General features: G+C 53.1%; 18 protein-coding genes and 1 tRNA gene. 14 read left to right on the top strand and 5 right to left on the bottom strand.

Features of this window, described 5'->3' with window-relative positions:
• Nucleotides 1-33: 33 nt before the first annotated feature.
• The gene (locus E0E37_RS15490; RefSeq protein WP_130863886.1) at nt 34-801 is read left to right on the top strand and encodes an acyl-CoA dehydratase activase; all 768 of its coding nucleotides are present in this window, start codon (nt 34-36) and stop codon (nt 799-801) included.
• Between the two features lie 4 nt (nt 802-805).
• The gene (locus tag E0E37_RS15485) at nt 806-1960 is read left to right on the top strand and encodes a double-cubane-cluster-containing anaerobic reductase (RefSeq protein WP_130863885.1); all 1155 of its coding nucleotides are present in this window, start codon (nt 806-808) and stop codon (nt 1958-1960) included.
• A 129-nt stretch (nt 1961-2089) separates the two neighbouring features.
• Here the strand turns inward: E0E37_RS15485 and E0E37_RS15480 are convergent, their stop codons facing one another.
• A complete protein-coding gene (locus E0E37_RS15480) occupies nt 2090-3199 on the bottom strand; it encodes an aminopeptidase (RefSeq protein WP_130863884.1) in 1110 nt (369 codons plus the stop codon).
• A 285-nt stretch (nt 3200-3484) separates the two neighbouring features.
• Between E0E37_RS15480 and E0E37_RS15475 the strand changes: the two genes are divergently transcribed.
• The 4 genes from E0E37_RS15475 (at nt 3485) to E0E37_RS15460 (ending at nt 7054) form a co-directional block, all read left to right on the top strand.
• Complete coding sequence (locus tag E0E37_RS15475) at nt 3485-4414, top strand: diacylglycerol/lipid kinase family protein (protein WP_165445394.1); 930 nt, start codon at nt 3485-3487, stop codon at nt 4412-4414.
• Between the two features lie 5 nt (nt 4415-4419).
• Nucleotides 4420-5247, top strand: coding sequence for a MerR family transcriptional regulator (locus tag E0E37_RS15470; protein ID WP_246019790.1), 828 nt, complete (start codon nt 4420-4422; stop codon nt 5245-5247).
• 59 nt (nt 5248-5306) lie between these two features.
• Complete coding sequence (locus E0E37_RS15465; RefSeq protein WP_130863881.1) at nt 5307-5996, top strand: DUF554 domain-containing protein; 690 nt, start codon at nt 5307-5309, stop codon at nt 5994-5996.
• 668 nt (nt 5997-6664) lie between these two features.
• Nucleotides 6665-7054: a hypothetical protein gene (locus E0E37_RS15460; protein ID WP_130863880.1), complete on the top strand. Its 390-nt coding sequence runs from the start codon at nt 6665-6667 to the stop codon at nt 7052-7054.
• A 57-nt stretch (nt 7055-7111) separates the two neighbouring features.
• Here E0E37_RS15460 and E0E37_RS15455 read toward each other — a convergent pair.
• Nucleotides 7112-7199 (bottom strand) — tRNA-Ser (locus tag E0E37_RS15455).
• A gap of 218 nt (nt 7200-7417) precedes the next feature.
• On the opposite strand from E0E37_RS15455, the gene E0E37_RS15450 reads away from it, so the two are divergent.
• From E0E37_RS15450 to E0E37_RS15440, 3 genes are all read left to right on the top strand, one after another.
• The gene (locus E0E37_RS15450; RefSeq protein ID WP_130863879.1) at nt 7418-8008 is read left to right on the top strand and encodes a DUF4352 domain-containing protein; all 591 of its coding nucleotides are present in this window, start codon (nt 7418-7420) and stop codon (nt 8006-8008) included.
• Nucleotides 8009-8188: 180 nt separating this feature from the next.
• The gene (locus E0E37_RS15445) at nt 8189-9154 is read left to right on the top strand and encodes a helix-turn-helix transcriptional regulator (protein WP_246019755.1); all 966 of its coding nucleotides are present in this window, start codon (nt 8189-8191) and stop codon (nt 9152-9154) included.
• A gap of 85 nt (nt 9155-9239) precedes the next feature.
• A complete protein-coding gene (locus E0E37_RS15440; protein ID WP_130863878.1) occupies nt 9240-9566 on the top strand; it encodes a TfoX/Sxy family protein in 327 nt (108 codons plus the stop codon).
• Nucleotides 9567-9741: 175 nt separating this feature from the next.
• Here the strand turns inward: E0E37_RS15440 and E0E37_RS15435 are convergent, their stop codons facing one another.
• Nucleotides 9742-10422: a TIGR00266 family protein gene (locus tag E0E37_RS15435; protein ID WP_130863877.1), complete on the bottom strand. Its 681-nt coding sequence runs from the start codon at nt 10420-10422 to the stop codon at nt 9742-9744.
• Nucleotides 10423-10633: 211 nt separating this feature from the next.
• Between E0E37_RS15435 and E0E37_RS15430 the strand changes: the two genes are divergently transcribed.
• Nucleotides 10634-11569, top strand: coding sequence for a ketopantoate reductase family protein (locus E0E37_RS15430; protein WP_130863876.1), 936 nt, complete (start codon nt 10634-10636; stop codon nt 11567-11569).
• Between the two features lie 8 nt (nt 11570-11577).
• On the opposite strand, the gene E0E37_RS15425 is transcribed toward E0E37_RS15430, so the two are convergent.
• A complete protein-coding gene (locus E0E37_RS15425) occupies nt 11578-13068 on the bottom strand; it encodes a sigma-54 interaction domain-containing protein (RefSeq protein ID WP_165445393.1) in 1491 nt (496 codons plus the stop codon).
• Between the two features lie 292 nt (nt 13069-13360).
• On the opposite strand from E0E37_RS15425, the gene E0E37_RS15420 reads away from it, so the two are divergent.
• The 3 genes from E0E37_RS15420 to E0E37_RS15410 all read left to right on the top strand — a co-directional run bounded on the left by E0E37_RS15420 (nt 13361) and on the right by E0E37_RS15410 (nt 16955).
• Complete coding sequence (locus E0E37_RS15420; RefSeq protein WP_165445392.1) at nt 13361-14986, top strand: amidohydrolase; 1626 nt, start codon at nt 13361-13363, stop codon at nt 14984-14986.
• A gap of 61 nt (nt 14987-15047) precedes the next feature.
• The gene (locus tag E0E37_RS15415) at nt 15048-16379 is read left to right on the top strand and encodes an APC family permease (protein WP_130863873.1); all 1332 of its coding nucleotides are present in this window, start codon (nt 15048-15050) and stop codon (nt 16377-16379) included.
• Between the two features lie 138 nt (nt 16380-16517).
• On the top strand, nt 16518-16955 hold the full coding sequence (locus E0E37_RS15410; RefSeq protein ID WP_246019754.1) for a C-GCAxxG-C-C family protein: 438 nt from the start codon (nt 16518-16520) through the stop codon (nt 16953-16955).
• A gap of 150 nt (nt 16956-17105) precedes the next feature.
• On the opposite strand, the gene E0E37_RS15405 is transcribed toward E0E37_RS15410, so the two are convergent.
• Nucleotides 17106-17810 carry an NAD(P)H-hydrate epimerase gene (locus E0E37_RS15405; protein WP_130863872.1) on the bottom strand — a complete coding sequence of 235 codons (705 nt, stop codon included), beginning with the start codon at nt 17808-17810 and terminating at the stop codon, nt 17106-17108.
• A 174-nt stretch (nt 17811-17984) separates the two neighbouring features.
• Here E0E37_RS15405 and E0E37_RS15400 point away from each other — a divergent pair, with 174 nt between their 5' ends.
• Nucleotides 17985-19754, top strand: coding sequence for an AMP-dependent synthetase/ligase (locus tag E0E37_RS15400; RefSeq protein ID WP_130863871.1), 1770 nt, complete (start codon nt 17985-17987; stop codon nt 19752-19754).
• Nucleotides 19755-20398: the final 644 nt, after the last annotated feature.

Here is a 20398-nt window from a genome sequence, read left to right as displayed (position 1 = left end):
AGGACAGATCAAAATGTAAAAGCAGAGGTGCATATGTATTTTATCGGTATAGATATTGGTTCAACGGCGGCGAAAACCGCGGTGATCAAAGAGGGGCAGGAGCCGCGCTGTTTCGTTCTGCCCACAGGTTGGAGCAGCAGGGAGACAGCTGAGACGATCCGCAGGCGGCTGGCAGAGGAAGAGATACCCGTGGAGACGGAGGAGACGAAAGTATTGGCCACCGGTTACGGCCGGATCTCCGTACCCTACGCGGACCGCTGCATCACAGAGATCACCTGTCACGGCAGGGGAGGCGCATATCTCTCCGGAAGCGGAGACTGCACGATCATAGACGTGGGCGGACAGGACACCAAAGTCATCACGCTGGAAGACGGCGTGGTCACGGATTTTCTCATGAACGACAAATGCTCCGCCGGCACAGGAAAATTTCTTGAGATCATGGCGAATCGGCTGGGAAGCCACATCAGCGGACTGTTTGAGCTGGCGGAGGGGGGAAAGCCTCTGGCTATCAGCGCCATGTGCACTGTATTTGCGGAGTCGGAGGTGATCAGTCACATCGGAAGCGGCGCGCCCCGGGAGGATATCGCCGCCGGTGTGGTAGATTCCGTGGCGGCCAAGGTGGCACAGCTGTGCATGCGTCACGGAGGGGACGGACCCTGCGTGCTCACAGGGGGATTGTCGGAGCAGGCGTATTTTGCGGAGATCCTGTCCGGAAAACTGGGCCGGCCTGTGAGAGGTCTGAAAGACGGTAAATACGCGGGAGCCATAGGCGCCGCGCTTTTATGTATGGATATGAGGTAAGAATATGACGAGTGAATTAAAACTGCCCGCAAATTTTGAGGATTATACCGACGCGAAGAAAAACGGTTTTCTCCGCGTGATGAAACTGAAAGAGGAAGGCAAGAAAGTGGTGGGGACGTTCTGTTCCTATACCCCCTCGGAACTGGTGATGGCGGCGGACGGCGTCTGCGTGGGGCTCTGCGGATCCAGCGAGGACGGCATTGCTTTTGCGGAGAAAACGCTGCCAAAGAATATGTGTCCGCTGATCAAATGCAGTTACGGTCTGGCGGCCAGCGACGCCTGCCCGTATTTTTACTTTTCCGATATGATCCTTGCCGAGACTACCTGCGACGGCAAGAAAAAGATGTTTGAGCTGATGAAAAAGCTGAAGCCCGTCCACGTGATGCAGCTGCCGCCGGGACGGGAGGGGACCGGCGCCCTGGATTTCTGGGAACAGGAGATCCGGCGGGCGGCTCTGGCTATCGGGGAACAGCTGGGCAAAGAGATCACGGAAGAAGCGCTGCACCGGGCTATCGTACAGAAAAACAGGGAACGCCGCGCTATGGTAGAACTCTACGAAGTAGGGCGGATGGAGCCATGTCCCGTATCCGGCTACGAGATCTCCACCATCATGGACTCCCTTCAGTTTATGTTTACTTCGGAGGAAAAAATAAAACTCCTTGAAGAGAAGCGGAATGAATTCCTGGCCCGGGCGGCGGAAGACGGAAAGGGCAGGAGAAAGCCGCGCATCATGATCACCGGATGTCCTACCATCGGCGTCCGCGACAAGATCATCAAACAGGCGGAGCTGCTGGGCGCCAGCGTAGTGGCCTTCGACAGCTGTTCCGGACCCAGGGCGCAGAAGGAGGCGGTTTCCGAGAGCGGCGATCCTTATCTGGCTCTGGCGAAAAAATATCTCAACATCAACTGCGCGGTCATGAGTCCCAATCCCGGAAGGCTGGACGCTCTGGATGAGATGATCGCAGACTACCGCATCGACGGCGTGATCGAGGTGGTCCTGCAGGCATGCCACACGTTCGCCATCGAGGCCGCGGAAGTAAAGCGCTTCATCACCAAGGAGAAGAAACTCCCGTATCTCTATCTGGAAACAGATTATTCCCAGGCGGATTCCGGGCAGATCGACACCAGGCTGAGCGCGTTTCTGGAAATGATGCAGTAGGAAGGAACGGCCCTGGGGCACGCTCGCCAAGTGCCGTTTCGGAAACATCGCCCGGCCATCTTTCCTACGTTATAAAAAAACACCCGGAAATCGCTGCAAAGCGGCGGCCGCCGGGTGTTTTTGCGTGTCTTATTTCAGGTTTTCCGGATTCAGGCATTCCAGTTCCGGGATGACGAAGAGTCCGTCCTTGCGGATGAGTTTGTCGTCGAACCAGATCTCTCCGCCGCCGTATTCCGGGCGCTGGATCATGACAAGATCCCAGTGAACAGCGGATTTGTTGCCGTTGAAGGCGTCCTCATAGGCACAGCCCGGAGTCAGATGGAAGCTGCCTGCGATTTTCTCGTCGAAAAGGGTGTCCATCATGGGCTGGAGCACATAGGGATTTACGCCGATGGCAAATTCGCCGAAATAGCGGGCGCCCTCGTCGGTGTCCAAAAGCTCATTGATGCGCTTATCGTTGTTGGCGGAGGCGCCGACGATCTTTCCGTCTTTGATCTCAAACTTGATGTCCGTATACGTGAAACCCTGTTCCTCAGAGGGCGTGTTGTAGGAGATCGTTCCGTTCATAGACTCCTTGACCGGCGCTGTGTATACTTCTCCGTCGGGGATGTTGCACTGGCCGGCGCACTTGATGGCGCCGATGCCCTTGATGGAGAAGGTCAGGTCGGTGCCGGGACCGACCAAATGGACTTTATCGGTCTTATTCATCAGCTCCACCAGCGGGTCCATAGCCTTGGACATTTTCGCATAATCCAGATTGCACACGTCGAAATAGAAATCCTCGAAGGCTTCCAGACTGGTGTGGGCCAGCTGGGCCATAGAATTGTTGGGATAGCGGAGAACGACCCATTTCGTGTGGTTTACGCGATAGTCCAGCACCGGCCGGAGAATTTTATTGTACATATTCATTTTATCGGAGGGAACATCGGAGTACTCCGCCGTATTGTCCGCTCCGCGAACGGCGATATAGGCGTCCATGCCTTTCATCTGCAGAAGCTGGTATTCGTTCATAAATTCGATCTGATCCTGGCTGCATCCCAGCAGGATCTCCCGCTGAACGGAAGAATCGCGGATCTCCAGATAGGGAAAGCCGCCTGCTTTATAAACCTCTTTGATGATCTGCTTGGCCAGGGGCTTTACGCTGTCGCCCTCGTAGGAAACCAGGACTTTTTCACCTTTTTTGACTGAACAGGAGTAATTGACCAGTCCCTGCGCCAGTTTTACAATTCTCTGATCCATGGGTATTGTACCTCTTTTCTTATTTTTTGTGCTGTCCCGGACCGGAAAAGCCCGGCGGCCATTCTGCAGTCCGGCGGAATGATCTTCCAGTTTATCACTGAATATATTATACCCAAATCCTGAAAAAATCAAAGGTTCCGCGTAAAAAACACAGATCCGGCGGCATATCTTCACTTCCGCAAGATATGATAAAAGATACCAGTAATATACGGCGTATTGTGGACGGGGCAGAATTGTGGTATGCTGAAACAGATGAATGAACGTTTGTCATGGGGGAAGAGAGAGATGAAACATATATTTTTGATCAATCCGGACGCGGGCCGGGGCAAGGCGGAAAAAGAACTTCTGCCGAAGATTTTGAGGGCGGTCAAGGGGAAGGGACTGGACTATGAGATCCACCGGGCGATGACGCTGGAATCGGGACGGGGATTTGTGAGGTCACGCTGCGAGTCGGGGCAGCCGGTGCGCTTTTACGCCTGCGGCGGCGACGGCACGCTGAACGGGCTGCTGTCCGGCGTCTACGGCTTTTCCAACGCGGAGCTGGCCTGCGTGCCCGTGGGCAGCGGAAACGATTTTGTCCGCAACTTTAAGAATAAAAAACATTTCCTGAATATCGAGCGGCAGCTCAATGGAAAAGCTGTGCCTGTGGATGTTCTGAGATACAATGACAGATACGCGCTGAACATGCTGAATATCGGACTGGACTGTACGGTGGTCAGCAAGGCGGCGGACTTGAAAAGGACCTTGATCTTTGGACGGGGAGGGGCCTATATGGGCGGCGCTGCAAAGGCGCTGATGGAGGGGGCGCATTTCCCGCTGCACATGGAATTTGAAGGCGGGGAGGTGCTCCAGGACGATTTTCTGCTCCTTGCCATGGGAAACGGAGGATTCTGCGGCGGCGGTTTTCAGGCTGCGCCCAGAGCGAAGCTGCAGGACGGTTTTTTTGACGTGTGCATCGTGAAACAGCTGGACCGCAGACGCATCCTGCCGCTGCTGCGGAAATACCGGTCGGGGCTGCATCTGGAGGACGAGGAATGCCGCAGACACGTGATCTATAAACAGTGCAAGCGCATGACCATACTCCCTGAGAGAGAGGGGGAACGGCTCTCCGTGTCTGTGGATGGCGATGTGGGCGCCTATGATTCCATCACAGTGGAACTGATCCCGGAGGCGGTCCGTTTTTCCATACCGGAAGGGGCGGAGCCGATAAGGTGAGAGAAATGAGGGAACTGTTTGCGATCGGAGAAATATCCAGATTGTTTCATCTGCCTGTGAGCACGATCCGTTATTACTGTGATATCGGCCTGGTGACGCCGGCGCGGGTGGACGCGAAAACAGGCTACCGCTATTTTTCCACCGAACAGTTCGAGCTGCTCAACACCATAAAATACCTGCAGGCGCTGGGCATGCCGCTGGCGGATATCCGCGTGCTGCTGGAAAACCGCAGAGTAGAAAATTTCGTAGCCCTTTTGGAGAAGCAGAAAGAGAAGACGGCGGACAAAATACGGGAACTGACGGAGATCCAGGAAAAATTGGCGGCTCGGATCGAACAGATCGGGGATGCTTCCAGAGAAGAACTGTTGGATCAGATCCGCATCGTCCATCTGCCTCCGCGGACAGCGGTGAGCCTGGATCGCTCCATCGAGGCCGGTTCGGATCTTGAAATGCAGATCCGCATACTGGAAAACAGCTCCGACATGGAATCCGCGGTGTTTCTGGGCAAGGTGGGACTTTCCGTGGCGGAGGAAGATCTTCTGGCAGGAAGATACGGCCGCTATCGATCCATGTTTCTGCTGGTGGAAAATGAGACCTGCAATCCCAGAATGATGCGCAGCCTGGAAGGCGGGACCTACGCCGTTCTGCGCTTTCACGGCACCCATGGGGACGCAGCGGGCCAGTATGCGCGGCTGATGAAAGAGATCCTGGCGCAAGGATACCGGGTCAGAGGACATTCTGTGGAGATCACTCTCATCGACTACGGACTGACAAACGACCCGCAAAAGTTTATTACAGAAATACAGATTCCTGTTGACTCTCAAGTTACTTGAGAGTCTATAATTTTTTTTGACCAGAAACAAAAGAAAATATAGCAGGAGGAAGAGAAAGAATGCTGGGAACGATCGTAAACACAGGGACGATCCTGGCGGGCTCCATCATTGGAAGCGTGCTGAAAAAAGGGATCAGGGAACAGTACCAGGAGACCATGTTCAATGCCATGGGATTTGCGGCGGTGGCGCTGGGCATCAACGCAGTGGTGAAGAACATGCCGAACAGCCAGTTTCCCGTGCTGTTCATTTTGAGCCTGGCCGTGGGCAGTCTGGCGGGGACCATGGCGGACCTGGACGGGCGGTTCAGCCGTCTGACCGACCGCTTTTCGAAGCCCGGATCCGGTCCGGATCTGGGGCAGGGGCTTTCCACCGGCATACTGCTGTTCTGCGTGGGCACGCTATCCATACTGGGGCCTATCGAGAGCGCCGTCCACGGCGACAACACTTTTTTGTTCACCAATGCGACGCTGGACTTTGTCACATCTATGGTGCTGGCGTCCACTTACGGGATCGGTATGGCCTTTGCGGCGGCGGTGCTTTTCTGCTGGCAGGGCGGCATCTATCTGTGCGCCGGTTTTCTCAGCTCGTTTCTGACGCCGGAACTGCTGACGGAAGTCTCCATCGTGGGCGGTATTCTGATCGCCGCTTCGGGCCTGTCCATACTGAAAATAAAGGACGCCAGGACGCTGAACATGCTGCCCTCGCTTTTGATCCCGGTGATCTGGTTTCTCGTTAAGGACCTGTTTTGAAGGGAGTTGATCGGCCCATTGAAGCCGGAAGAATAAGCGTATGAAGGGCCTGAGGGATAAGAAAATGCTGCACAGGGCATGCAAAAAGTAAAGAAAAACCTGCTTACGGCAGTCCGTAAACAGGTTTTTTGGCCAGGCTGTCTGAAAACCAACCGCATGCAACAGTAAAAGGCCAGGGGCGAAAATCCCAATAACACAGCCGATGGCCAGTCCAAGCAGCATCCCTGCAAACATCCATATCGTAACGAATTGATCCTCATTATTCATAAACGCTCCATTCACAACTTCCGATCCTTGTTCATGTCCAATCCAATCTATACTATATAAAAAAATGCAGATCAGCAGTTGATCGAAAACACGAGAGGATCCATTTTTTCTTTTTGCCTTGTATTCAACATCAAAAAAGAAAAAAACAGAGGACGCAGCAGACATTTCTATTATCTCCCTTGTCGATTTATGTCGCATTTTTCTTTTTGAAAGCACTTTTGCACTAAACAAGAAAAAATAACTTCCATATATTTCACAATAAGTATATTTCAATCATTCTTTTTTCGTTTTTGCGTCATTTGGCGTGGCAAAAAGAAAAAATCCAGGAGACGTCCCGTCTTTCCGCGTATCAAAACGGTCCCCAGCGTTGATCTCCATACTTCTCAGATCCCCAGGCCCGCATGATGAACAGCAAAAACGGCTTTCACTGCTGTTGCAATGTGCAGACGGCAGTGGACGCGAAGACGCATCTGATCGCCGCCTTCGAGGTGACCAACCATGCCAACGACCAGCAGGTGCTTTCTGCCTTCTCCCAGAAGGTCAAGCAGGATCAAAGGGGATCCAAAAAACCTCGGCGGAAGCGGGGCTTAGTTTTCTTGCTTTTTTCCGCGGCTTCAGCCGCAATGGAAAAAAGGACAGCAGGGAGCGAAGCGAGTCGGAGGCGAAGCCGCTGCCTGCAATATGAAGAGAGCCATCAATATGAAGGGGGTTCCGGCCCTTGTGGAGGCAACGAGGGGGATTTAACCTCTCATTTTTCTGTTTTTTTGCCCATTTCCCTCGTTTCAACGTAAAAAAACACTGTAAATCTTGGATTTACAGTGTTTTTTCCTGTCTTTTCGGACAGTCTATGGCGGAGAGTCAGGGATTCGAACCCTGGGTCCCGTTAAGGACACGGCATTTCGAGTGCCGCACGATCGACCACTCTGACAACTCTCCACAACGTAATATACATTACCATATCTGCCCCCAAAAAGTCAATGGGAAATGGAGATGCATATGTGGGATCATGCATGATCCAGGCCAAAAAAAGATATTTATGTCAAAGATATGTGTGAAATTAGTGAAGAAATTGTGTAGATTTTTGCAGTGAGTTATGGTAATATAATGTCGATTTATGTACTCAAACTATCAAAAGGATAGGGAAGGAGAGAAAGATGAAAAAAATTTTAACGGTTCTGTTGGTTTTATGTCTTGTATTCGGCATGGCGGCCTGCGGCGGCAGCGGCGGTGACGGAGGAAGCGGTGGAGACGGCGGTATCGTGAGCCGCGTGGACAAAATGCTGAACGCGCAGGGAAGAAGCTACGACGAGCTGGTCACCGGCAGCGTGGGGGACACGCTCACCAATTCATTCTTTGAATTCACTGTGAACAGCGTTGAAGCGGCTGAGGAGCTGGACGGATATACCCCTCAGACAGAGGGAAATAAGTTCATCATCGCCGATATCACCGTAAAGAACATTTTCGTGAACAACAACGGCGATAAAGAAAATATTCCTGTGGGCAACTATGACTTCACGATCCTGTGGGATTCTGAAGAGGAACTGGCCGATGAAGATACGTGGGCTTACACCGAGTTCACCGACGGCATGTATCCGGACGACGTGGAGCTGGAGCCGGACAAGACGCTCAGCGGCAAACTGGTCTTTGAAGTTCCCGCCGACGTTAACGATTTCGGTATTTCCTACGCGGAAGTCTGGGACGACGAGTTCAAGGGCGATTCATACGTTGTAGAATGCCAGCTGTAGGACCCGGTCCCTACGGCCCGGATAGGGCCGCAGATCAAACTGAATTACATATGGTTTGTCCGCTTTGAGAACAGCGGAGATGACTGGAAGGCGCCGGTCTGCATCCCATTGCAGGCCGGCGCTTTTTTCTCAGTACTAAAATGCCGCGCCGGCTGCGCCTGTCCACTGCTGGAATGGGGGATGAAAGGAAAGCGGAGAGCCGGCGAATGGGGAGGAAGCGAAAGGGGGAAGGAAGTCGTGAAGATCGACAGATTGATCGGGATCATCATGGAGCTGCTGCGAAATGAAAAAGTTACGGCTCCGTATCTGGCGGAACGGTTTGAGGTTTCCCGCCGCACGATCAACCGCGACATCGAGGATATCTGCCGTGCGGGAATTCCCGTGGTAACACGACCGGGCTTTGAGGGCGGTATTTCCATAGCAAAAGGATACAAGATCGACCATCGGGTCCTGACCGAGCCGGAGCTGCGCGCGATCCTCATCGGGCTGAAAAGCGTGGAGAGTGTTTCCGGCGTTTCCTGTACGGACCGGATATCCGAAAAGCTGGCGGCGGACGCAGCGGCGGCTTCGCACGCGGCCGACCGCATGAGGATCGATCTCTCCACTTATTACAAAGCGTCTCTGGTTCCCAAGATCGAAATGCTTCAGGCTGCCATCGAGGAAAAACGGCTGGTCTCCTTCCGATATTATTATGCAAAAGGAGAATCGGATCGGACTATAGAACCTTATCGTCTGCTGTTTCAGTGGGCTTCCTGGTACGTCCTGGGATATTGCCTGCGGCGCAGCGATTTTCGGATGTTTAAGCTGAACCGGCTCACAGAGCTCAGGCTGGAGGATGAGAGATTTTCCGGCCGGGAAGCGCCGGAGCTGAAACCGGCATCACAGGCGTATACCGAGGAAGAAAAGCCGATGACCGTGCTCTTTGAACCGGAAGTAAAATACCGCCTGGTTGAAGAATACGGTCCGGATTCCTTTGCTGAGCGCAGCGACGGGAAACTGAAATTTGATTTTTCATATGGAAACGAAGACGAAATGGTGCGGTGGATCCTGTCCTTCGGGAGCAGTGCGGAGGTTTTGCAGCCTGCGGAGCTGGCAGCGCGGATCAGGATCGAGGCGCAGGGGATCCTTCAAAAATATAAAAAGTAACATGACATACTGTTGTCCTGTTTTTACTGTTAAAATAACGGCATAGCACGGCAGTAATGGATGAGGAAGAGACGGGAGGACACATATGTCAACAAATCCGGATTTTATGGAATATCTCTGCGAACAGCTGAGAGAAGTGGAAGGCGTCAGTTATCGGAAGATGTTCGGGGAGTACGGCGTTTACTGCAGGGGAAAAATATTCGCGCTGGTATGCGACAATCAATTCTATGTGAAACCGACGGAAAAGGGGGCGGCATTTCTGGGAGATCCGGTATACGCGCCGCCTTATGAGGGAGCTAAACCGTATTTTTTGATCACGGAACTGGATGATGCGGAGTATTTGGCCCGACTCACGGAACTGACCTGGGAGGAGCTCCCGATCCCAAAGGCAAAAAAAGCGAAGCGGCTGTGACCAGAGTCGGAGACCGGCCGTGAGCTTTCTCATGACGGCCGGGAAAGGCGATGGGGATAAAAGAACGGGCCGTCGCTGGATGACAGGAAAAGACGGGATGCCGCCGGACAGTGAAACTGTCCAGGGCATCCCGTTTTATATCGTGGTCAGGAAATATGAGAATTGATTCCTCCGGTTATTTTGCAGATGGGAAGAAGGGGCGGAGAGAGCCGGCCACCGCGTTGATGGGAAGTGTCTGCAGTATGATTTTTCCGGGTCCCTTGACCACGGTATTGAAAACGCCTTCGCCGCCGAAGAGCATATTCTTTACCCCGGGAACGGTGACGATCTCCATGGAACAGCTTTCGGTCATGGCGGCCAGATAGCCGGTGTCGATGACCATGGACTCGCCGGCTTCCAGATCGTAGTCGATGGCATAGCCGTCGATCTCAACGAAGGCGATGCCGCTGCCGGAAAGTTTCTGCATGATAAAGCCTTCCCCGCCGAAGAGACCGGCTCCCAGCTTCTTCTGGAAGAAGACGGAGAGCTCCACCGTGGATTCCGCCGCGAGGAATCCTGATTTCTGAACGATGACGCTGTTTCCCGGCGAGATCTCGAAATCCAGGATCGAACCGGGAAAGCTGGACGCGAATGCGATCTTTCCGGGGCCGCCCTGGGCGGTATAACGGTTCTGGAACAGCGCTTCGCCGGCGAACATGCGGCCCAGGGCTTTTCCCACGCCCCCGTTGCTGGTGGTCTCCATCTTCATGTTGGGGGTCATCCAGCTCATGGAGCCCCGCTCTGTGATCATCACTTCGCCCGGATCCATATCGCAGATCACCACGGGAAGCGGCGTCCCTTCAATTGAATATTTCATCTCAATCCCTCCTTTTAAACGTGTAAACAAGTTGATCTTACATTTATTTCTTGTCCTTTTCATCTTACCACACGAGTTCAAAAACACAAGATAAATATCGAAAGCCCGCTTGCGGGCTGCAGGGCATTTTTGACAATCGCTCCCGCAGATAGTAAAATATAATTCTCAGAGGAACGGAAGTACGGCAATTTCACAGATAGGGAGAGGAACAATGAGAAGAATAGAGAAGGTGGCCATTATCGGTCTGGGGGCGCTGGGCGTGGTGTACGGACAAAAGTTTACGGAAAGGTTAGGCAGAGAGAATGTGTTTTTCGTGGCGGACCGGGATCGGATCCGCCGCTATGAAAAGGATGAGGTCTTTTGCAACGACGTGAAATGCGATTTCCGTTATGTGGATAAGGACGACTGCGGGGCGGAGAAGGCGGATCTGGTCGTCTTTGCTGTAAAATACACAGCCTTAGAGGAAGCGATCGACAGCGTAAAGCACGTAGTAGGGGATCATACGCTGATCATATCCGTGCTGAACGGCATTGTAAGCGAGCGGGATATCGCAGCGGTCTACGGCAGCGAAAAGGTTCTTTACTGCATCGCACAGGCTACAGACGCCATGAAAGAGGGCAATCGTTTTTATTATCAAAACGAAGGGGTCTTGCAGGTGGGGACCGGGACGGGGGAGCGCGACGAGCGGCTGAAAGCGGTGACGGATCTGTTTGACAGGACGAGAATTCCATATCTGGTCCCGGAGGATATCATGCACCAGCTGTGGAACAAGCTGATGCTGAACGTAGGCGTCAACCAGGTAGTGGCCGTCTTTGAGACCAATTACGGAGGGATCCAGCATCCCGGAAAAGAGCGGGAACTGATGAAAGAAGCCATGCGCGAAGTGCGGGATGTAGCCGCCTTCGAGGGCGTGACGCTCACCGAAGAGGAGATAACCCAATGGCTGAACGTGCTGGACGCTCTGGCGCCGGAGAGCATGCCCTCTCTGCGGCAGGATACGAAGGCGCATCGGATGACGGAGGTAGAGTTGTTTTCCGGTACCATTCGCAGGCTCGGCAGGCAGTACGGCGTGCCCACGCCGGTCAACGATTTTCTGTATCAGAGGATCCGGGAGATCGAGTCGGAGTATGACCGGGCAGGCTGCTGAGCTTCAGCCTATCGTTTCGGATGCTTGAATGAGGCCCGGTCAAGATCGTATTTTTTCATTTTGTAGGTAAGCGTCTGCCGGGGGACACGCAGGTATTCTCCGGCATTTACGATACTCCCGTGGTATTCGTAAAGAGCGTTTGAAATGATCTCTTTTTCCATTTCCTCCATATACCTGTCCAGCCCTATTTCTTCGATCCTGTCCCGATTGTCCGCTTCCCGCCTGCTCCAGGTCTCACGAAGGCCGTCCCGGGACATTTTGCGGCTCTCATAGGAGCGTCCCGCAGAGTGTTCCGCAGAATGCTCCACCGCGTCCGTCATATAGGCGGGAAGATCAGAGACGTTCAGGATCTGTCCCTCTGTGTTTGTTACCATAAATTCAACCAGGTGACTGAGTTCTCTGACGTTTCCAGGCCAGGAATATTCATTGAGCACCATTCGCAGCTGATCGGAAAAGCCCGAAATGAACCTCTGGTTCTTTTGTCTGTACTCTTCCAGAAAGTATTCCAGGTACAGATCGATATCTTCTGTACGGTTTTTCAGCGGCGTCAGGCTCACCAGACTGTTGCTGAACCTGTAGAACAGATCTTCTCTCAAATATCTTTTTTCAATGGCCTCTCTGGGGTTGATGTTCATGGCGGCTATGATCCTGGCCGTGGATTTTTTTTCATTCTGCGCGCCTACGGGCCGAAAGGTTCCCTCCTGAAGAACGCGCAGGAGGTTGCCCTGCACGTGATAGGGAAGGGAATTCAATTCATCGAGAAATAAAATCCCATCCGACGCCAGTTCCAGCAGGCCTTCTTTTGTTTCCGCTCCGGTGAAGGAGCCCTTTGTCGTTCCGAAAAGTACAGATTCGATCAGGCTGTCGGGGATGGCCGCGCAGTTCTGCGTGATCACTTTTGAGCGTGGGACGTTGCTGTAATTGATGATCGCCTGTACGAACAGCTCTTTTCCCGTTCCCGTTTCCCCATAGATAAGGATTGGCGTATCCTTGGCCGCCAGTTTTTGAGCCAGTGAGATGGCTTTCCGCATATCCTTGTTATTGGTAATGATATCTTCAAAAGTCGTCGACGTTTCATGTCTGTGAAAGTTTCTTCCCGCTGAAAAGTTTTTGCCGTCTTCCTTCTGCAGAATGGTCTCCACTTTAGTGATATCCTTGGAGAGCCCCACGTATCCGCAGACCTTGCCCTGTCGGAGCAAGGGTATGGTAATATTATTGGTTCTGCACACCATGCCGTAGCAGTCCGTGTATTGCTGATTGTAACGCAGCACGGGTTTTTTTGTGATCCTGGCTTCCGAGTAGGAGCTTTCGCCGATGGGGATCGACGGGAAAATGTCAAATATGCTTTGATTGATGTAACGGTCGTGGCTGTTGCTGGTGTACGCGGCGCCGTTTTTTATGCGGTTATTGATCCGCATGGCGTGCAGTATGATAAAGTTTTCGTCGATAATCATCACGCTGTCTATCTCGCCCAGAAAATCCGCAATCTGAAACTGCATGTTGTGATGCCTCCTCTGTCTGTGAATCATCCTAACTTTCTCGATGATATCAGGGTAGTCCATGAAAGAAAAAAAGTCAATAAAAGTTGGCGTTTTATCAAAAATGCCTATATTTTTTGCAAAAAGGACGAAAAGTCATATAAAAAAGAATAAAAATTGGCAATGATGACGACGGATGCAGCCGGGAGGTGCCGGAAATGCTCATTTTCCAACATATTTGAAGTTGGCATGGAAGTTGCGAATGACTAAAGGCAGAAAAGACAGGGACCAGAAAGTGAAAGGAGAAACGATTATGGACATGATGTTGATAAACGGCAGAGTATACGCCATGAACCAGGCGGAGGACGTCTATGAAGCGGTGGCTGTTGACGGCGGTATCATACGAGCCCTGGACACCACCGACAACATTCTCGATATGCGGACGGACGACACGAGGATCATAGATCTGAAAGGCGCAACGGTGATACCCGGCTTCAACGACAGCCATATGCATCTTTTGTCTTACGGCTACAGTCAGCGGATGGTGAATCTGGACGGATGCAAAAGTCTGAAGGAGCTGGTGGACAGGGTGAAGCTGTACATAAAAAAGGAACACATTGATAACGGTCAGTGGGTAGAAGGCCGGGGATGGGATCAGAATCTGTTCGATGTGAAAGAGATACCGCAGCGGTCGCAGCTGGATCAGATATCTTCAGAAATTCCCATCGTGCTGGGGAGAACCTGCGGGCAGATGTGCATTGCCAATACAAAGGCGTTGGAGCTCCTGGATCTGCTTCAGCCGCAGCCTGAAATGGAACATGGCACGGCGATCGCGGATGAACACGGAATCCCCACAGGAATTTTTACCGGGGAGGCGATCAACCTGATCTATGGGAAGCTGCCAAAGCTGGGGGTGAAAAAAATCAGGGAATCGATCCTAAGCGCCTGCAGCGCATACGTGGCGGCGGGGATCACTTCCGTTCAGACCGACGATTTTGAACTCAAGAGAGCCGGAACGCCGGAGGATGTGCTGGAGGCGTATTTTCAGCTGGACAGCGAAAAAGAGCTGCCTGTTCGGGTCAGTCTGATGATGTATCTGCCTACTGCCGGGGATATCCAGAAGATCCTGGATCAGGGCTACAGAACCGGATATGGGAGTCCTTTCTTCCGCATCGGTCCGTGCAAGACGGATACCGACGGTTCTCTCGGTGGAAGGACGGCGGCCATGGACGAAGATTACAGCGATGAGGCTGGGAATCGGGGGGAGATCTATTTTTCCGCAGAGGAGCTGAAAAAGATGGTCCGTCTGGCTTATGAAAACAAGTGTCAGTTTGTGTGCGACGCCATTGGGGACAGAGCACTGAACATGGTGATCGACGCCTACGAGGAGGTATTGAAGGAAGACAGGGGGAATCAATACAGGTTTGGGATCGATCATTGCCAGATCACGAATCCAGAGATTCTGGAGCGTTTTCAGGCATACGATCTGGTGGCGGGACTGGAACTGGGCTTCGTTATGTCCGATATCGATATCGTAGAGGAAAGAGTAGGTCGGGACAGAGGACAGTACGCGTATAACTGGAAGTCTTTTCTCGAAAGAGGGATCCACTGCGCGGCGGGCTCTGACAATCCGGTAGAACCCTTTGAGCCAATTCACGGGATCTACGCGGCCGTGACCAGAAAAAACTGGGACGGTCTGCCGGAAGAGGGGTGGCTGCCGGAGCAGAAGCTCACTGTGAAGGAGGCTGTGAGGATGTTCACCTCGGGCTCCGCCTACGCTACTTTTGAGGAGACGGTGAAGGGAACGCTGGAGATCGGGAAGTATGCGGATATGGTCGTGCTCTCCCAGGATATTTTCAACGCAGATCCGGAGACGCTTCCAGACACAAGGGTGCTGAAGACCATCGTGGATGGGAAGATCGTGTACGGCGGCTGTTAGCCCGCTTGTGTGGATCGAATTGTCACAGGGTTATCACTGAGGAAGAAATGGAGGAAAAAAGATGGATGGCAGCGGTTTGAAAAAAGAAATCGGAGTGTTCGGAGCAATGTCGATCATTGGAGGCATTGTGATCGGATCGGGAGTATTTTATGTAGGTTCTTTTGTAATTGAAAGGGCGGGATTTTCCATCGGAATCGCCACGGCCGCCTGGATCTTTGCCGGCTGCTACGCCCTGATGGCCGGGTTGTGCTACGCGGAACTGGGAGCGGCCATGCCGGAAGCAGGCGGCGCCTACGTCTATCTGAAAAGAACGTACGGCCCCCTGGTCGCGTTTATGATGGGCTGGACGGACTTTTGGATCAGCTGTTCTGCCAGCATTTCGGCTTTGGCGTTGGGCTTTGCCACGTATTTGAGCGTGTTTGTCCCCCTCAGCGCTATGGGGGTCAAGCTGGCGGCCGTGGCGCTGATCGTTTTGTTATCGGTGGTGAATATGCTGGGCGTTAAAAACAGCGGCAGGCTTCAGTCGCTGCTGATGGTGATGAAATTAGTGCCGATTTTCGTCATCATTGTGTTTGGTCTCTCTCACCTGGGAGGAGGAGCCGCTAATCCGGTTACCTTTGAAGCGGCAGGGGACAGAAGCTTTTTCAGCACCTTTGCACTGGCTGTCATGGCCGCGCTTTGGGCGTACGACGGGTGGAGCTCTGTGACCCTCGTCACGGAAGAGATCAAAGATCCGGAGAGGAACCTGCCAAAGGCAATGTTCCTGGCTATCGGCGGCGTAACCATCATATACACTCTGTTCAACTTTGTGCTGATGAAGCTGCTGCCGTTGTCCGAGATGGCCGCAGATCCAAATCCGGGTTCGAGCGTGTCCGTTTTGCTGTTTGGAAAGGTGGGAGCCGCTTTTATCACCGTGGCCATATTGATCTCGATCCTGGGCGCCACCAACGGGTCCATTCTCGCCTTCCCCAGAGAGACCTATGCCATGGCAAGGGATAAGAGGTTTTTCGCCGTTTTCGCTACGATCCATCCTAAATTTCACACGCCTGTGGTAGCGCAGTTTGCCATGATGATCGTCAGCATAGCGGTTATTTTTATCGGTTCCTTTGAACAGATCACCGTTCTGGTCGTATTTACTCAGACCATATTTTATACCATGGCGATCTTAGCGCTGTTCATTCTGAGAAAGAGATGCCCGGATATGAAGAGACCGTATAAGGTCCTGGGCTACCCGGTGCTTCCCGGTCTGACTCTCCTCTGGGCGACCTGGCTGCTGATCAATTCGCTGATCGAAGATCCATCCGGTTCCGTCATGGGGCTGATCGTGCCGATCACAGGTATTCCGCTGTATTTCTATTTCAACAAGAAATACGGGGACAACGGAGCGAAATAGACGGAAGGACTAGCCGCTCTAATAATTGATCGGGGGAAGAATGGGGCCTGTCCCGCGCCTCATCCTCCCCCGATTTTTCAGTCCTGAAGTATGGACTCCCGGCGGCCTTGCACAACCTTGTGAAAGGAAGTATAATATATGAAAAACCAATTGAAACGCAAGGAGAAGATACAGATGGAAAACAGAAGCGAGAAGGCGGTAGAACTGCATCACAAGGGGTACAACTGTTCGCAGGCGGTGGTCTGCGCGTACGCGGACCTGTTTGGGCTGGACGAGAAGACGGCCTTTATCGTATCAGAGAGTTTTGGAGCGGGTATGGGAGGCATGCAGAGCACCTGCGGAGCCGTATCCGGCATGCTCATATTGAACGGGGCGAAAAACAGCGGCGGAGAGCTTTTGGAAAAGCCCACGAAAGCGGCGACTTACAAGGTGGCAAAAGAGCTGACTGCGAAGTTTGAAGAGATGAATACCTCATCGATCTGCAAGGTGATCAAGGGACTGACCGGAGACCCGGTGCTGCGGACCTGCGACGGCTGCATCGAAGACGCCTGCCGCATTATAGCGGATTACTTTTAGGCCGCAAGAGGGGAAGGCCCGTCCATTGGATCGCCTGCCGCCTTGGGACGTTCCGACCGCCGCGGGACGGTCGCAGCCGGGCGGAGACGGGCCGACGATCGTGCAACGATCGCGCAGTGCACAGACCGTGCACGACCGGAGGGGGAGGGATCAGTCGATCCCGATCCCCACAGTGGTGATCTCGCCGCAGTATTCCCCGGCTTCCGGCTTTACGTGGACCGGCTTCAGCCGGTGGAAGACGATGGTGCGGTGTGCCCGCACAGCGCCCTCGGCGGCCTGCCCGGAATCGCCGGACAATCCGGAGGGAATATCCAGAGCATAGATGAGTGCTCTGGATTTTTGTCTGTTTATCTCCTCGGTGAACCGGCGGACCGATCCGGCAAGCTCCCCATGGAAGCCGGTGCCGTAGATGGCATCCACGATAATGTCGGCCTGGGAGAGAAGATGGGAAAGCGGCTCAGGGCAGGCGGCGGGATCGAATACGGAAATATTCAGGGCCCGGACCAGCTCTGCGTTTTTCATGGCGTCTTCTGTCCCGGCGGGTCCCTCCGCCGTCAGGACCGTGACCTCCGCGCCGGCTTGATACAGTCTGCGCGCGGCCACGTAGCCGTCTCCGCCGTTGTTGCCCTTGCCGCAGAAAATGACGATCTGCGTTCCGGAGACGTGGGGCATCCCGTCCCGTTCCTCCGGCTCCGCAGATCCCGGACATTCCGGGCAGCCGGCTGCGATGACCCCTGCGGCGGCTGTGCCGGCGTTTTCCATCATCTGATAATAGGACAGACTGCCCTCGTTGGCCGCACGCTCGATGGCCTTCATCTCCGCGCAGGTGACCACTTTGATCTGATCTGTTTTCATACGCTGACCTCCATGACATTTTTTTCGGATCTCTTTGTCTTAAATTGTATCACGAATATGCCCGGAAGGCAGTTTTTTGTTGCGCTGAACGGGGAATAATAATGCCGGATTTCTTTACATACTGAGAAAAGTAGGGTAATATATTAATTACAGGAGAAAAAAGGAGACGTGACTATGAGCCACCAACAACATTATCCATACCATGAGGTGAGGGAGATTACCACACTGAAACAGATGCTTTCCGAAAGCGCGGAGATGTTTGCGGAGAGACCTGCTTTTCTGATCAAAAAAGAAAAAGGCGCGCCTTACAGCGAGATCACGTACCGGCAGCTGAAACACGATATCGACGCTCTGGGCACCAGGCTTCTGGATATGGGCCTCAAAGGACAGAAGATCGCCGTCATCGGAGAAAACTGTTACGAGTGGGTGGTTTCTTATTATGCGGCGGTCAATGGAACCGGCGTTGTGGTCCCTCTGGACAAGGAACTTTCTCAGGAGGAGATCTACACCTTGCTGGGCATTGCAGACTGCAAGGCCATCTTCTACACAAAGACTTACGCAAAGTATTTTGAAAATTACGATATTCCATTTAAGATCGAGATGAAGGTCTACGGCGACCGCACGGATATGTCGGAGACGCTTCCGCAGCGCCAGCCTGGAGAGGACACCACCTGGGAGCATCTGGTGGGCGAGGGCGAGAAGCTGCTGGCTGAAGGCCGCAGAGATTTTCTGGACGCTGAGATCGATCCCGACGAGATGCACGTTCTTCTGTTTACATCTGGTACAACGGAGGCGGCAAAGGGCGTCATGCTGTCACACAGGAATCTGGCGACTAATATCATGGACACCTGCCGGATCGCTTACGTGACGCCGGAGGACCGGACGCTGTCCATCCTGCCGATCCACCATACCTTTGAGTCAACGATGGGAATGTCGCTGGTCCTTTATAGGGGAGCTTCCACGGCCTTTTACGAAGGGCTGCGCTACGTGGTAAAAAATCTGGGAGAAGCGCAGGCCACTGTTTTGGTGGGCGTTCCGCTGATCTTTGAGTCCATGTACGAGAAGATCTGGAAACAGGCGGAAAAATCCGGACAGGCAGGCATGCTGAAAAAAGGCATTAAGCTGAACCGGACGCTGTCGGCTATGGGGATCCACGTTCACCGCAAGATTTTCAAGAGCGTGTATGAGAAATTTGGCGGCAGGCTCAGAATGATCATCACAGGGGCTGCAGGGATCGATCCCAATGTGTTCCGCGGTTTTGAGGATCTGGGTTTTACTGTTTTGCAGGGCTACGGGCTGACAGAGTGTTCGCCTCTGGTTTCCGGAACGCCGGATTTCTGTCCGCGGTACGGAAAAGCAGGTTCAGTGGGGCCGGCGGTAAAATGCGGCGAGTTCCGCATCGATCAGCCCGACGAGGATGGGATCGGCGAGATCGTATACCGGGGGCCCAACGTCATGCTGGGATATTACAAGATGCCGGAAAAAACGGCGGCTGTGCTGGAGAAAGACGGCTGGTTCCACACGGGAGATCTGGGTTTCCTGGATAAGGACGGCTGGCTCTACATCACGGGAAGAAGGAAGAACGTCATCGTCACGAAGACGGGGAAAAACATCTATCCGGAAGAAGTGGAGATGTACATCAACCGAAACAAATATATACAGGAATCGCTGGTCCACGGCGTGGAAAAGGACGACGACACGCTGGTCAGCGCGCAGATCCGCCCGGCCTACGATGTGATCTACGAAGAATTCGGCAAGGACTACAAGGAAGACGACATTTACACGCTCATCAGGGAGACCATAAAGGATATCAACGAAAAGCTCCCCGTATATAAGCGCGTGCGCGACTTCTCGATCCGGACCGATGAATTCGTAAAGACCACCACGCAGAAGATCAAACGCTTCAAAAACGTGGACGACGGCGAGCAGAAAAAAGAGAAATAAAACAGATCCTGCGACTTTGTAATTCAGATAAGAAAAGGTGCAGGAGCCGCAGGCTGGGTCTGCGTCGGCAAACAGTATAAAGCGTCCGTTCCGGCCTGAGAGCGCCGGAACGGACGTTGTTTTTTGTGATCTGCTTTTCTGCGGGCGATTCTGCAGCGCGCCTGCGCTTCAGCGGGTTTTGGGGCTGCGCTTTTACAATTCTGCGCTGCGCGGTTTTGGGGCTGTGCTGAGCCGGTCTGTCAGCTCCGGCAGGCCAGACGCAGACTCACGGCAGGCGGCAGGTCCCGATCAGCGGCGGATCGCCGGTTGGGCGGGGTCCGGTAACTTGGTGATGAAGGTGCAGTCCTGCGGTCCTGCTGGGAAATACAGACCTCCGGCAGGCGGCAGGTCCCGATCAGCGGTGTGCGACGGGGTAAATAGGTGAACTTTAGATTTTTATTTCAGATTCACCGAAAAAGAGCTGCCAGATAGGTTAGAATAAACATTTTTTTATTCTTTCGCCTATTTCACACCTGATATTGAGATATTTTTACTGATCGACCCGTGTTTTTCGGTGATATTCATTTTTTTTGGCCGTTTTCCCCTATTTCTTAGTTCAACAAGAGAACAGAACCGTATGCTCTCCAGCGCAGGCGTCGGAACAT

It is taken from the genome of Bacilliculturomica massiliensis, assembly GCF_900605495.1.
Classification (GTDB): Bacteria; Bacillota; Clostridia; order Peptostreptococcales; family Anaerovoracaceae; genus Bacilliculturomica; species Bacilliculturomica massiliensis.
The sequence above is the reverse complement of the archived record's forward strand: the minus strand, read 5'-3'. Positions and strand labels throughout refer to the sequence as shown.